Source organism: Streptomyces sp. NBC_00490 (assembly GCF_036013645.1).
Taxonomy (GTDB): domain Bacteria; phylum Actinomycetota; class Actinomycetes; order Streptomycetales; family Streptomycetaceae; genus Streptomyces; species Streptomyces canus_F.
This window is the reverse complement of sequence record NZ_CP107869.1, coordinates 4,259,425-4,273,539: the sequence shown is the minus strand read 5'-3', so window position 1 is coordinate 4,273,539 and position 14,115 is coordinate 4,259,425. Positions and strand designations below refer to the sequence as shown.

The 14,115-nt window shown below is 70.0% G+C and carries 9 protein-coding genes, 1 tRNA gene and 1 pseudogene; 6 read left to right on the top strand and 5 right to left on the bottom strand.

Annotated elements, in window-relative coordinates; translation table 11 throughout:
- The first annotated feature begins 63 nt into the window (after window positions 1-63).
- From OG381_RS19230 to OG381_RS19215, 4 genes are all read left to right on the top strand, one after another.
- Window positions 64-843 carry an HAD-IIA family hydrolase gene (locus OG381_RS19230; protein ID WP_031049199.1) on the top strand — a complete coding sequence of 260 codons (780 nt, stop codon included), beginning with the start codon at window positions 64-66 and terminating at the stop codon, window positions 841-843.
- 103 nt (window positions 844-946) lie between these two features.
- Entirely contained in the window at window positions 947-1,468 is a 522-nt protein-coding gene (locus OG381_RS19225; protein WP_327717314.1) for a hypothetical protein, read from the top strand.
- A 49-nt stretch (window positions 1,469-1,517) separates the two neighbouring features.
- Window positions 1,518-2,123, top strand: coding sequence for a class F sortase (locus OG381_RS19220; RefSeq protein WP_327722504.1), 606 nt, complete (start codon window positions 1,518-1,520; stop codon window positions 2,121-2,123).
- A gap of 501 nt (window positions 2,124-2,624) precedes the next feature.
- Entirely contained in the window at window positions 2,625-3,644 is a 1,020-nt protein-coding gene (locus tag OG381_RS19215) for a glycoside hydrolase family 6 protein (RefSeq protein ID WP_327717313.1), read from the top strand.
- Window positions 3,645-3,699: 55 nt separating this feature from the next.
- Here OG381_RS19215 and OG381_RS19210 read toward each other — a convergent pair whose 3' ends face one another.
- The 3 genes and pseudogenes from OG381_RS19210 to OG381_RS19200 all read right to left on the bottom strand — a co-directional run.
- Entirely contained in the window at window positions 3,700-5,637 is a 1,938-nt protein-coding gene (locus OG381_RS19210) for a kelch motif-containing protein (RefSeq protein WP_327717312.1), read from the bottom strand.
- Window positions 5,634-7,616: a glycosyltransferase family 2 protein gene (locus tag OG381_RS19205; protein ID WP_327717311.1), complete on the bottom strand. Its 1,983-nt coding sequence runs from the start codon at window positions 7,614-7,616 to the stop codon at window positions 5,634-5,636. The genes OG381_RS19210 and OG381_RS19205 overlap by 4 nt, the downstream gene beginning before the upstream one ends.
- A gap of 314 nt (window positions 7,617-7,930) precedes the next feature.
- Window positions 7,931-8,272 (bottom strand): annotated as a pseudogene (locus OG381_RS19200) (FCD domain-containing protein); the annotation flags it as partial.
- Between the two features lie 288 nt (window positions 8,273-8,560).
- On the opposite strand from OG381_RS19200, the gene OG381_RS19195 reads away from it, so the two are divergent.
- Together OG381_RS19195 and OG381_RS19190 are read left to right on the top strand one after the other, a co-directional pair.
- Window positions 8,561-9,520 (top strand): ATP-binding cassette domain-containing protein, encoded by a 960-nt coding sequence (locus OG381_RS19195; protein WP_327717310.1) that lies wholly within the window; start codon window positions 8,561-8,563, stop codon window positions 9,518-9,520.
- Between the two features lie 37 nt (window positions 9,521-9,557).
- On the top strand, window positions 9,558-10,394 hold the full coding sequence (locus tag OG381_RS19190) for an ABC transporter permease (RefSeq protein WP_327717309.1): 837 nt from the start codon (window positions 9,558-9,560) through the stop codon (window positions 10,392-10,394).
- Window positions 10,395-10,459: 65 nt separating this feature from the next.
- On the opposite strand, the gene OG381_RS19185 is transcribed toward OG381_RS19190, so the two are convergent.
- Together OG381_RS19185 and OG381_RS19180 are read right to left on the bottom strand one after the other, a co-directional pair.
- Window positions 10,460-13,576, bottom strand: a complete 3,117-nt coding sequence (locus tag OG381_RS19185) for a BTAD domain-containing putative transcriptional regulator (protein ID WP_327717308.1) — start codon at window positions 13,574-13,576, stop codon at window positions 10,460-10,462.
- 292 nt (window positions 13,577-13,868) lie between these two features.
- Window positions 13,869-13,942 (bottom strand) — tRNA-Lys (locus tag OG381_RS19180).
- Window positions 13,943-14,115 lie beyond the last annotated feature (173 nt).

The window sequence follows — 14,115 nt, the reverse complement described above, 5'->3', positions numbered from 1 at the left end:
AAGATCCGGCCACTGTCTAGGCTGGGGCCGACGCAGTACCGCGTACGGCAGGAGATCCCGCACATGGCAGACCGCAGGCCCATCGATTCGTGGCTCACCGACATGGACGGTGTGCTCATCCACGAGGGCGTACCGATCCCCGGCGCCGACGCCTTCCTGAAGAAGCTCCGCGAGTCCGGCAAGCCCTTCCTGGTCCTGACCAACAACTCCATCTACACCCCGCGTGACCTGCACGCCCGACTGCGGCGCATGGGCCTGGACGTGCCGATCGAGAACATCTGGACCTCCGCCCTGGCGACCGCCCAGTTCCTGGACGACCAGCGGCCCGAGGGCACGGCGTACGTCATCGGCGAGGCGGGTCTGACCACCGCGCTGCACGACATCGGCTACATCCTCACCGACCACGAGCCCGACTACGTCGTTCTCGGCGAGACCCGCACCTACTCCTTCGAGGCCATGACCAAGGCGGTCCGGCTCATCAACGACGGCGCCCGTTTCATCTGCACCAACCCCGACGAGACCGGCCCCTCCGCCGAGGGCGCGCTGCCGGCCACCGGCGCCGTCGCCGCCCTGATCACCAAGGCGACCGGCAAGCAGCCCTACTTCGCGGGCAAGCCCAACCCGCTGATGATGCGCACCGGACTCAACACCATCGGCGCGCACTCCGAGACCAGCGCGATGATCGGCGACCGGATGGACACCGACGTGCTGGCCGGGATGGAGGCGGGTATGCAGACGTTCCTGGTGCTCACCGGGCTGACCCGGCCGGAGCAGGTGGAGGACTTCCCGTACCGCCCGTCGAAGGTCGTGGACTCGATCGCGGACCTCGTGGACCGGATCTGAAACCCCACAGCCCATGAACACGACTCGTACGGAGTAGTGGCGGCCCCCTGAGGATGCGGGGCCGCCGCCCCCGGGGGACTCTCCACATATCTGGAGGTTCACGATGGGTTCACTACGCCTCACTCTCTGCACCACACTGCTGGCAGTCACCGCACTGACCACCCCGGCGGCGCACGCGGCCGACGGCGCCGCAGTCGCAGTCACCCCGTCGTCCCCCGCCCCCGGCACCGACATCGCCCTGCGCGTGAGCGGCTGCGCCGACAGGACCGGCACGGCCGTCTCCGCGGCGTTCGTCGCCGACGTACGGCTCACCGGGGCGGACGGCACCCTCGTCGGCGAGACCCGGGTCCGCACCGAACTGCGGGCGGGCTCCTACGACGTCCAGGTCACCTGCGGGGACACGTCCCACAAGGCCGCGGTCACCGTCGTACAGGAGCCGTCCCCGCACACCTCCCCCGTCGCCCCGGTCCAGGCGGGCGGCGGCGGCACGGCTCACCTCGGCGCCGTCGACGCCCGCACAGCCGGACCCGGGACCGCACAGGCGGTGACCGGGCTGGTGCTTGCCGGGGTGGCGGCCGCGGCCGTGGTGCTGCGAAGGGTCCGCCGGAGCCGTGGGACCGACTGACGTGCGCTCCTCCGGCACGGGCCGTCTCCTCACCGGGGTGGCCTGGGTGATGCTGCTGCTCGGGCTGTGGCTGTGGGGGCGGGAGGTCACGGACGTGCGCAACGGGATATCGGCGCCCACGACCGGCGACGTGGCGGCGGTCGGACGGCCGCCCGGGGTCGAGCTGCCGCCCCCCACCGAGCCGTTGAGGCCGGCGCTGCCGCAGCGCATCGACATTCCCGGACTCGGCGTGCAGGCGCCCGTGGTGGCCCGTGGACTCGACGGGGTCGGCGCGATCGATCCGCCGCCCTTTGCCCAGGCCGGCGTCGTCGGCTGGTACGCCGCCGGGGTGAAGCCGGGGGCCGCCGGGGCCGCGCTGATGGTGGGGCATGTGGACACCGAGACCAGGCCCGCCGTCTTCTACAAGCTCAGCGCGCTGAAGCCGGGCGAGACGGTCCGGGTGATCCGCGACGACGGCAGGGTCGCCGAGTTCACCGTCGACGACGTCCAGGTCGTCGCCCGCGACCTCTTCGACGCCCGCCAGGCCTACGGGACACACGAGAAGGGCCGGGCCGAACTGCGGCTCATCACCTGCGGCGGCACCTTCGACCGGGCGAGCCGCAGCTATACGGCGAACGTGATCGTGTCGGCGTATCTGACGGGGACCGGCCTCTAGTCCCGGTCGGCGCCACCTGGCCCGGTCGACGGCCCGCTCCCCCCGAAGCCGCCGACCGGGCTGGTCCTCAACCGCGCGCGCACGGGTTGCGGGAGTAACCCGGCGACCTGCGCGGGAGGCTCTGGAGTCAGATGTGGTGGGCAGTCGGCCGGGGGCTGGGGCCGTCTGTACGAAGACTCTAGAACGGATGGGCGCCGAGGCCTAGGGGGCGTTTGACGCCATGTCAAAATCTGGTGGCTCTGCGTCATACGGCCAGGTGGCACGCGGTTCTACGAAGGTCGATCGGCTGTGCCGTCGAATTGGTCCAGCGACCCACCCTGCTCGGGGAGCAGGACAACGCCGTCCACTCCCCTTCGCCGTTCGCCCGCCCCGGTCCCGGCGCGCGCCTACCTGGACCATCGATGCTGTAACAGGTCCCCGACAAGGCTCGGGCGATCTCGTGTGCCCCACGACACGTATGTCAGGATTGAACCTTGGACTGCAGCACCGAGGGGGAGTTGGATGTACGGCACGAGGGGGGCCGGAATGAGGACGTCCGCGATAGTGCTGGGGGCCGCACTGCTGATCGCCGGATGTTCCTCGTCCGGGGACAAGGACGATCCGGACGACGAGTCCGGCGCCAAGATCACCCAACAGCCCAAGGGGACCGATCCGTTCTGGGTCAACCCGGAGGGCACCGCGGCCGAGCAGGTCGCGGAGTTCGAGAAGGCCGGCAAGGACGCGGACGCCGAACAGATCCGCAAGATCGCCGAGCAGCCCACCGGGCAGTGGATCGGCACGGAGAACCCCGAGCAGGAGGCGCGCGGCTTCACCGAGGCCGCCGAGAAGGCGGACCGTACGGCTCTGCTGGTCCTCTACAACATCCCGCACCGCGACTGCGGCCAGTACTCGCAGGGCGGCGCCGCCGACGGCAACGCCTACCGGACCTGGCTCGACGGGGTGGCCGCGGGCATCGGGGACCGCCCGGCGACGGTCATCCTGGAGCCCGACGCCGTACTGCACCTGGTCGACGGCTGCACCCAGGACGAGTTCCACGAGGAGCGCTACGACCTCCTCCAGGGCGCCATCACCAAGCTCAAGTCCCTGAAGAACACCAAGGTCTACCTGGACGCGGGCAACGCGGGCTGGGGGCACCCGGACCAGATCTTCGAACCGCTGAAGTGGGCGGGCGTCGACAAGGCCGACGGCTTCTCGGTCAACGTCTCCAACTTCTACTCGACCGAAGAGTCCATCGCCTACGGCAAGCAGCTCTCCGCGAAGGTCGGCAACAAGCACTTCGTGATCGACACCAGCCGCAACGGCAACGGCCCCTACAACGAGGGCAAGGCCGACGAACGCTGGTGCAACCCGCCCGGCCGCGCCCTGGGCGAAACCCCGACGACGAAGACCGCGGACCCGCTGGTCGACGCGTACGTCTGGGTCAAGCGCCCGGGAGAGTCGGACGGCGAGTGCAAGGGCGGCCCGAAGGCGGGGGAGTGGTGGTCGGAGTACGCGTTGAACCTGGCGAAGGCCAGTAAGTAGCCGTACAGCGAAGGGCGCCCTCCGTCATACGGAGGGCGCCCTCACCTGTTACCGCCTAGGGCACCTTGACCCACTGTGCCTTGCTCGGCGTCCCCTGATCGTCATCGACGAACAGCATGTACCACCCCGACTGCACCAGGTTCTTGTTCTTCGGCACCGTCACCGTGATCTTGTCCCCGGACACCTTGTACTTCAGCTCGATCGACCGCTGATCCACGTCGGTGACGTGCGTCGCCGCACTCGGCCGGATCAGCCGCACCTTCTCTATCGTCGAGGCGTGCTGCGAGGTGAACGTCCCGGACCCGCCGCGCTCGATGGTCTGCGGACCACCGGACAGCGACGGCCGTGAGTCCCGGTAGAGATACGGCGGCGTGTAGATCTCGATGCGCTGCTCGAACTTGCCCGGCTTGGTGTTGGCCTTGTCGCTGTAGAGCGAGTCCGAGCCGAAGAACATCACCCGGCCGTCGGGCAGCAGGATCGAACCGGAGTGGTAGTTCCGGCCCACCAGCGGATCGGCCACCTGCTCGAACGTGTTCGTCTCCGGGTGGTAGAGCCGCGCCTGGAGGATGTTGGAGTCACCGCGCCCGCGGTAGTCCTCCGAACCGCCCGACACCAGGATGGAGTCGTCCGGCAGGACCGAGATGCTCGGGTACCGCGTGCCCTTCTCCAGCGTCGGCCCGTCCACGAACTTGGGGTCGTCCGCCTTCAGGTCGACGATCCGCGTCTTGTCGCTGGACCGGTCGGACTCGCCGACCCCGCCGCCGCCGACCACCATGTACTTCTCGTCCTGCGCCGGCGCGAGCAGCACCGTGCCGGACGTCTCCATCAGCTTGGGGTCGCTGAGCCCCGGCAGCTTGCTGAACTTGTTGGTGTCGACGTCCCAGACCCCGGGCTCGCGGCCCACGTTGTCCGGCCCGTAGCCCGCGTTGGACCCCGAGTAGAAGACCTTGCCGTTCTGCATCAGGAACAGCGCGGGGTACGTCGGGAACTGGCGGGTCTTCGGCAGATACGTCCAGGTCTTGGTCTTCGGGTCGAAGACCTCGTTCTTGCCCGGCACCAGCTGGCCGATGTCGTCGAGGCCGGAGACGCTGAGGACCTTGCCGTCGCTCAGGGTGGTGAGCGTCGGGTACCAGCGGGCCTCGTTCATCGGGTCGACCTTGATGTACTTCTCGGCGACCGGGTCGAACTCGTAGGCGTCCCGGATCCCCTGGAAGTCCTTCTTGTCGAGGGCGAGCTTCTGCGCGATGCCGTAGGTGTTGCGCGCGTCGGTGCCGGACAGCCCCTGGATGCGGTAGTTGTCCTGCGTACCCGTCTCGTGCGTCTTGCCCTGCTTCTGCGCCTCGACATAGACCCGATAGATACCGGGGTCGTTGCGCAGGAACACGCCGGTCGCCTTGTCGAAGACCTTCTTCGCGCGCGGCACCAGCACCGAGTCCTTGGAGACGAACGTCTTGCCGTTCTCCTTGCCGGTGAACTTGGTGCCCGCGGGCAGTGTGATCGGCTTGTCCGGGTTCTCGTTGTGGACGATCATCAGGCCGCCGGCCTTGGTGACGTCACCCTTGAGCTTCTCGTACCGCTTCGTACCGCCCGCGATCAGCAGGTTGCCGTTGGACAGCTGCGTGTGGCCCGTGCAGAACAGGTCGCTGGGCGTGGACACCTTCTTGACGGTGCCCTTGACCGGGTCCCAGATACGGGTGTCGAACTTCTTGGCGTCGAAGTTCTCCTGGTTGTTCCCCGACCCCGCGACGAGCAGCACCTTGCCGGTGCGCAGCAGCGCCGCGTGGATCGTGTTCTGTCTGAACTCCTCCGGAAAATCGACGACTTCCCACTTGCCGTTGTCGGCTTTGTACTCCGGTTTGTTGATTTGGTACTGGTGGTATTTCTCGGTCCCGAAGCGGTAGAGCCACGGCCCGTTCATCCCGGCCAGTGCGAGTACCACCGCCGTACCTATCGCTAGGCGACGGGCACGACGGTGTCCGGCACGGTCGTTCATTCCTTACGTCCCCCAAGTCCACCCAGGGCGATTTGCATGGTCTGGTCGTTGCCCCCGCTGTTGCCGCCTCCGCCGCCCGGCTGAGAGGCGGCCCAGCTCGGCTTCTGGGCGGGCGCGTGCTGGGCCGGCAGGGGCTGCGGCTGGTACTGCTGCTGCGCCGGGACCGCCGGGTCCTGCGGCTCGGCGGGCTTCTTCTTCTCCTGGCGCAGCATGTGCCGCCAGACGAAGATCGGCGTCGCGGTGATCAGCATGGCGAAGATCGCCCAGATGATCATCGCCGGGTGCGAGTGGCCGTAGACGAAACCGGCGGCGATCGAGGCGCCGAAGATCGCGATGAAGTACCAGTGGTAGCGGAAGGTCCCGAACCAGCGGTCGGGGCTGGCCGAGTCGCCCTTGGGGGTGACGACGAACTTGCTCTTGCGACGCAGGGCGGAGTCGATCAGGGCCTTGGCGTACAGCGGCGCGGACAGCGCGGACATCACCATGCCGGCCACACCGCCGGAGCCCTCGGGCTCGTGCGGGGAGACGTTGTGCCTGCGGTTCCAGACGTAGAGGCCGATCTGCAGGGCGGAGGCGTTGCCGTAGAGCATCAGCCACACGGTGGGGTCGATGTTCACACCCGAGGCGCCCAGGCCCAGGAAGAGCGCGCAGCTGAGCGCCGCGAGGATCCAGTTGAGGGCGGACATCGGGTAGAAGATGATCATCATCGTGTAGTTGAAGAGCTTGCCCGGGGGCAGGGAGTACCAGCCCTTCCAGTACTGCTTGAGGATCGTCTCGTACGTCCCTCGGGACCAGCGCATCTGCTGGGTGAAGAAGTCCGTCCAGGCGCTGGGGCCCTCGCCGACCGCGAGCACGTCCGGGGTGTAGACCGAGCGCCACTTGCGGCCCGTCGCCGGGTTCTTGTGGCGGTGGATCTCGAAGCCGGTGGCCATGTCCTCGGTGATCGAGTCGTACAGGCCGCCGATCTGCTTGAGGGCCCTGATCCGCACCGCGTTGGACGTGCCGACGAACATCGGGGCGCCGTAGTAGTTGCCGGCGCGCTGGATGAGGGCGTGGAACAGGAACTGCTGCGACTCGGCGGCCTTGGTGACGAAGTTGTCGTAGTTGCCGTAGACCTGCGGGCCGATGACGAAGCCGATGTCCGGGTCGCGGAAGAAGCCGAGCATCCGCTCCAGGTAGTTGGGCAGCGGCACGTGGTCGGTGTCGACCGAGGCGAAGTAGTCGTAGTCGTCGCCGTGGGCGTCCAGCCAGGCGTTGTAGTTGCCGTGCTTGGTCTTGGCGCGGTGCGGGCCCTTGGCCTGGTTCCACTTCGCGATGCCCTTGCGGGAGAAGTGGTGCACGCCGAGCCGGGCGCAGACCTCCTTGACCTCGGGGTCGTCACCCTCGTCGAGCAGCCACACATGCAGAAGGCCCCGGTGGCGCAGCTTGACCGCCGCCTCCAGGGTCTTGGTGACCATCTCCAGGGGCTCCTTCCCGGGCACGAAGGAGGTGAGGAAGGCCACTCTCGTGCCGGTCTCGGGCACCACCGGGATCGGGTCGCGGGCGACCAGCGTGGCGTGCGCGTTCGACAGCACGTTCATGCAGCGGAAGAACTCGATCAGGCCGATGGAGACGAGCATCACTATGTCGAGCGCGGGCAGCCACTTGAAGTCCACGTAGTCGCGCTCGGTCCAGTGCTCGGGCTGGAGCAGCCAGAACAGCAGGACCAGGGAGAGCACCGGCGCGGCGGCCAGCATCAGGGCGACTCTGAGGCGGTGCGTCTCCTGCGAGATCAGCGATCGGTACTCCACCTTGTAGGGCTTCGACGGATCGGGTTGGGTGAGGGGTCCGGCCAACCGGCTGTAGTGCTCGTAGTCGTACTTGGGCAGCGTCTTCTTGATCCGGCGGAACGTGCCCGTCCGGGTCTGTGAAGCCACCCTGAGCTGAGTGGTCTCAGACGGGTCGAAGTTCTGCCGGGCGCCCGTCGGCGTCGACGTCATGAGTCATCCCCCCACACGCGAGTGATCGCGTGCTTTGTCGGTTCCTTACGTCTGCTCGAGTCCCCCTCGACTCTTCACAGACGTATCAGTGGTGGGCCGCAGTCACCACATTCTCCATACCAATAGACATGGAACTGCGACCTTCCGGTTGCATGATGCCCCCCTCGGCATCGTCCTATGAACGGGGCCCCCTCCCCGTCATTTCCGGCAACCGGCTCCGTGCCCCCCAAGTGCCGCGTATCCGCAGCATCTTGAAAACCAGGTTTCTACGGTGTCAGGCATGATCGCAAGATGCGAAACGCGGTGTTTACCGGTCATACGCGTTCATTGTGGCCCCTGTGGGGGCCTTGTGGGGAGGTTGTGGACAGTCGGGCACGGATGTTGCCGAAGTGCTCTCTTATGGCCCCCTCTGCCCGTATCGCATCCCCGGACCGTACCGCACCGAAGATCTCCCGGTGCCGCCCGCAGATGATCCACGGATCCCGCGGCACACCCCCGGGATCCGTGCGTACGCGGTGGAAGGCGTCCCGCAACGCCTCCGGCACCTCGCTCGACGACACGGTGTCCACACCCCGGTACAAGGTGGCGTGAAACGCTCGGTCGGTGTCGGCCAGGCCGCCGCCTCCGTGCGCGGCCTGTCGTTCCATACGGCCCACGGGCCCGGCCGGTTCAACGGGATCACCCAGCCGCTCCCGGAGGTCACGAGCTGCCATGGACGAGAGGGTATCGGGCCAAACGGCCGGGAAGCGCCCGGTTCGCCCTAAGGGCTTTCGTGACCTGGCGTTTCCCCTCCTCTCCTCTGGCACCTCGCGTACGTCCTGACAGCGCTCGTACGTCCTGTCAGCGCGCCCGCCGGCTCTGTCAGCGGGATGTCCGCGGCCTGTCAGCGCCGCCCGGCAGAGTCCCGCTCATCGAGAACGGCACGCAGCTGACGAGGAGTTGAGATGTCCTACGCGATCCGCGCCGAGGGGCTGGTCAAGAAGTACGGGGACTTCACCGCCCTGGACGGGGTGGACCTGGAGGTCCCGGCCGGCAAGGTCGTCGGCGTCCTGGGCCCCAACGGTGCCGGCAAGACCACCACCGTGCGCATCCTGGCCACGCTGCTGCGGCCCGACGCGGGCCACGCGACCATCGGCGGGCACGACATCGCCAAGGACCCGGTGCGGGTACGCCAGCTGATCGGGCTGACCGGGCAGTACGCCTCGGTGGACGAGACGCTGTCCGGCGCCGAGAACCTGGTCCTGATCGGCCGGCTGCTCGGACTGTCCCGGCGGGACGCGAGGGCCAGGGCCGCGGAGCTCCTGGAGAACTTCTCGCTCACCGAGGCCGCCAAGCGCCCCATCGCCACCTTCTCCGGCGGTATGCGCCGCCGGCTCGATCTGGCCGCGAGCCTGGTGGGCCGGCCGCGGATCCTCTTCCTGGACGAGCCCACCACCGGACTCGACCCGCACGCCCGCCAGGAGGTGTGGGACGTGGTCAAGGGACTGGTCGCGGACGGTTCCACGGTCCTGCTCACCACCCAGTACCTGGAGGAGGCCGACCAACTCGCCGACTCCATCACGGTGTTCGACAAGGGCCGCAAGGTCGCCGAGGGTCGGCCCGGGGAGCTCAAGCGGCGCGTCGGCGGACAGATCCTCCAGGTCCGCCCGACCGTGCCGGCCGACGTCCCGCAGGTGGCCGCGATCCTGGCCGAGCTGTCCGGGCATGCCGCCGCCGAGGAGTCGGGCGTGCTGACCGTGCCCGCCGACGAGCCGCTGCTGGTCTCCGCGGTCGCCCGCCGGCTCGACGGCGTCGGCATCCCGGCCGACGAGCTCGGGCTGCGGCTGCCCAGCCTGGACGAGGTGTTCCTCGCCCTGACCGGCCACGCACCCGCCGTAGCCGCCGCCGAACCGGCCGCCGTCTGACCACCCGCCCCCGCCCACCCGGAAGGACTCCACCGTCATGGCCACCGACATCCTCACCACCCCCGACACCGCCGCGCCGTCCGCCCCCGCCAAGCCGGCCCGCATCGGTCTCGTGCCCACCCTCCACCACAGCCTGGCCCTGGCCGGGCGGGGCGCCACCAAGTTCCTGCGCTCCCCGCTCCAGCTGGTCGACGTGGTCCTGACCCCGATCATCTCCCTGCTGATGTTCGTCTACCTCTTCGGCAAGGCGATCTCCGGCGGCGACCAGGACGCCTATGTGCAGCTGATCGTGCCCGGCGTCATGGTGATGACCGTGTTCCAGGCCAGCATCGGCATCGGGGTCGCCCTCAACGCGGACGCGAGCACCGGGATCTTCGACCGGTTCCGTTCCATGCCGATCGCCCGCTCGGCCCCGCTGATCGGCGCCGTGCTCGCCGACTTCGTCCGCTACGCCGTGTGCCTGGGCACCCTGGTCGTCCTCGCGCTGATCATGGGATACCGCCCCGACACCACCGTGCCCGCCGCGCTCGCCGCCCTCGGTCTGCTCATCGCCTTCGCGATGTCCTTCTCCTGGATGTCGGTGTGGCTCGGCATGGTGGCCAAGACCCCCGGCTCCGTGCAGGGCCTGATGACCATCCTGGTACTGCCCCTCACCTTCGCCAGCAACGTCTTCGTCCCCGCCGACGACATGTCCGGCTGGCTCCGCGCCTGGTCCGACGTCAACCCCGTCTCCCTCATGGCCGACACCACCCGGGGCCTCCTCGGCGACGGCGCGGTCGCCTCCCCCCTGGCGGGCAGCCTGGCGTGGATGGCCGGCATGGTCGTGGTGTTCCTGCCCCTGGCCATGCGCGCCTACCGCAAGAACAACGGCTGACCCGGCGACCGAGCTCGACGGGGTGGGCGCCGCACATCACGTGCGGCGCCCACCCCGTCGTCGTGCTACTCCGCCCGCACCGGAGCCCGCACCGCCCGCACCCCCAGCGCCTCCCGCTCCAGCCAGTCCCGCGCCTGCGCCCGAGGCATGGCCGCCCCCTCCCGGTACGCCGCGAGATACCCCTCCTCGCCCAGCGCCTCCACCATCCGCCTGCGATGCCCCTGGAGCTCCGGCTCCCCGGCGTCGAAGGCGCCGCGCATGACCTCGCTGATCCCGAACGCGGTCGCTCCGGCGGCCGGGTCACCCTCCAGGGTGCGCAGTCCGCCCAGGAGTTCGGCGACCCAGGCCAGGCCCGCCCCGGCGCCCTGGCCGAAGAGGGCGCCCGCCGCCCGGGGGAGCAGAGCCCGGGCCTCGGCGGCGCGGCCTTCGGCGAGGTGGTTCTCGACACGGGTGCTGAGGACCAGGTCGCGGGCGAGTTCCGCGAGGTCGGGGCGGCGGCGGGACAGCGCCTCCAGGTGGTCCAGGGTCCGGTTCGCCTGGTCCACGTCCCCGGACATCCGGTGCGCGTTGGCGAGGCCGACCAGGATGTTGGCCTCCAGCCGCAGCTGGCCGCGCTCCCTGGCCTGGCGGTGCGCGGCGCGCAGATCACGGAACGCGCCGTCGAGGTCCCCGCTGCGCCGCCGCTCACGGGCCAGTCGCGCCTTGCTGAGATAGAGGTAGTCCTCGGTGCCCAGCTCGGAGCTGAGGACGACGGCCCGTTCGAACGTCGCGATGGCCGAGGCGTGCTCCCCGCGCAGCGAGTGGTCACGGCCGACCGGCATCAGCGCGAGCACGATCCCCCACCGGTCACCCACCGCCTCGAAGCCCCGCAGCGCCTCGACCCGCGACACGACCCCGGTCTCCAGGTCGCCCTGCTCGGTGAGCGCGAAGTCCCGGGCGAGATGGGCACTGGCCCGCACCCACGGATCGGACGAGGCGAGCAGATCGTCAGCCGTCGGCGAGCCGCCCCCGAAGGCCACCCGGGACATCCGCAGGAGCAGCCCGGCGGGATGGAACTCGCGGTCCACCGCCGAGTCCCCGCCCAGGGCCGCCGGTCCGGCGGCGGAGTCGGCCACGGCCGCCAGATGGGTCTCGAGCCGGCTGCTCATCCCCCGTATGCCCCAGTACCAGAACATCGCGGCACCGAACCGCACCGCCGTCTCCCGGTCCCCGGCCTCCCGGACGAGCCGCAGCGCGTGGGTGAGGTTGTCGTGCTCACTGTCGAAGACGGCGGTGGCGCGCAGCTGTGCGCCGGTGCGCAGGAGCGGTTCGTGCCGCTGGGCCAGGGCCAGGTGGTACGCCGTGAAGCGGGCCGTCAGGTCGTCGCCGGACTCGGCCAGGCGCCGGGCGGCGTACGCGCGGACGGTGTCCAGCATCCGGTAGCGCGACTCACCGTCGGCGTCCCGGACCTCCTGCACCAGCGACTTCTCGATCAGCGCGCCGAGCACGTAGAGGACGTCGTCGGCGGGCACCTGCGGATCCGAGCAGACCGCTTCCAGGGCCGCGAGCTTCGCCCCGCCGGGGAAGGCGGACAGTCTGCGGGCGAGGATCCGCTCCGGTTCGTCGAGCAGGTCCCAGCTCCACTCGACCATCGCGAGCAGGGTGCGCTGACGCGGCAGGGCGGTCCGGCTGCCGGAGGAGAGCAGCCGGAACCGGTCGTCGAGGCGGCGCGCGATCTGCTCCACGCCCATCGACCGGAGTTTGGCCGCGGCCAGCTCCAGGGCGAGCGGCATCCCGTCCAGGCGGCGGCAGATCTCCAGGACGGCATCCAGGTTCGACTCGTCGAGGGCGAACCCCTGCCTCACCCCGGCGGCCCGGTCCACGAACAGCCGGACCGCGGCCGCCGCCATCGCCTCGGCCGGCTCGGGCGACCCCGTGGGGACGTCCAGGGGCCCGAGGTGGAACAGCGACTCGCCGGTGATGGCGAGGGGCTCGCGGCTGGTGGCGAGGATGCGCAACTCGGGCAGGCGTAGCAGGAGTTGCTCGGCGAGCTCGGCGACCTCCTCGACGACGTGCTCGCAGTTGTCGATCAGGAGCAGGGTGTCGCCGCTGCCGAGGAGCTCCGCCGTCCGCTCCACCGCCGAGGCCTGCTGGGCCCCGCCGCCCTCGTACAGACGGCCGTCGGTGGAGCTGAGCGCGCCGAGCACTACGTCGGCCAACTGGTCGAGGCGGCTCACGCCCGCGAGGGGCACGAAGCGGACGCGGTCCCGGGCGTGCGCGGCGTCCCGCGTCGCGGCCTCCAGGGACAGCCGCGTCTTGCCCGCGCCGCCCGGGCCGACCAGGGTCACCAGACGGGCCGAACCCATCAGATCCGCGAGCCGGTCCAGTTCGCCGTCGCGGCCGACGAAGCTGGTCAGCCGGGCCGGAAGTCGGCTCGGGGCGTTGGTGGGCCGTGCCGCCGGACGCTCCAGCTCGCCGCGCAGCAACGCGAGGTGGATCTCCCGCACCTCGGCCGAGGGATCGACGCCGAGCTCGTCGCCCAGCCTGCCGCGCAGGTCCTCGTAGACGGCGAGGGCATCGGACTGGCGGCCCGCCGCCGACAGCGCACGCATCCGCAGGCCCGCGAGGCGCTCGCTCAACGGCCGTCGGGCGCCGGCTGCCTCGAGGTCGGCCAGGACGTCGGCGTACCGCCCCGCCCGCAGCTCGGCGTCGAAGCGGTCCTCGACGGCCGCGGCCCGCAGTTCGTCGAGCCGGGTGGCGGCAGCGCCCGCGAACGGGGCCTCCAGCACATCCGCGAGGGCAGCGCCCCGCCACAGGTCCAGCGCGGCCGTGAGCGTCCGTGCCGCCTCCTCGGTCCGGCCCGCTGCGAGAGCGTGTCTGCCCCGGGCCGCCAGCTCCTCGAAGCGGTACGTGTCCACGTCCTCTTCCTGCACGGAGAGCCGGTAACCACCCGCCACGGCGTCCACCGTGCCGGTGCCGCGCAGGGCCCTGCGCAGCCGGGACACCAGGGCCTGCAGCGCGCCGGTCGCGTCGGCCGGGGGCTGCTCGCCCCACAGGCCGTCCACCAGGGAGTCCACGGAGACCGGGCGCCCGCCTTCGAGGGCGAGCCGGGCGAGCAGCATCCGCAGCCGCGCGCCGCCGATGTCGACGGAACCGTCCCCGCCGCGCACCCGCACCGAGCCCAACAGATCCACCCTGAACATGCCAATTCCCCCACCCGCTGAGCCGCCCCTCGACCCCAACGCGCGCTAAGGATCACCCACTTGACCGCCCCGGTAAACCCCCGCCCGAACCCCCGGCAACACGAAAGGCCCCCCACCTGAGTGAGGGGCCTTCGTTGTCGGTGCGCCGCCAGGGACTCGAACCCCGGACCCGCTGATGCTGCATCCCCCGGGGGACAACCCCCGGACCCCCGGCCGCCTCTGTGGCGCCGGAGAGATCTCGCCCGCCCATGACGAAAGCCCCCCGCACTCGGCGAGGGGCTTTCGTTGTCGGTGCGCCGCCAGGGACTCGAACCCCGGACCCGCTGATTAAGAGTCAGCTGCTCTAACCAACTGAGCTAGCGGCGCCTGCTGACCCGGAGAACTCTACCCGATGTTTAGGAGTGCTCCGGACCTCCTCACCAGGGGCGGAGCGGTCGCCGTACATCATTCGGACCGTCAACATGCGCGTCGGGACGACAGTTGAGAAACTGACGAATGTGCACAGTCGCGGACATTTCCATCTGGAGTGTGAGGGGAAT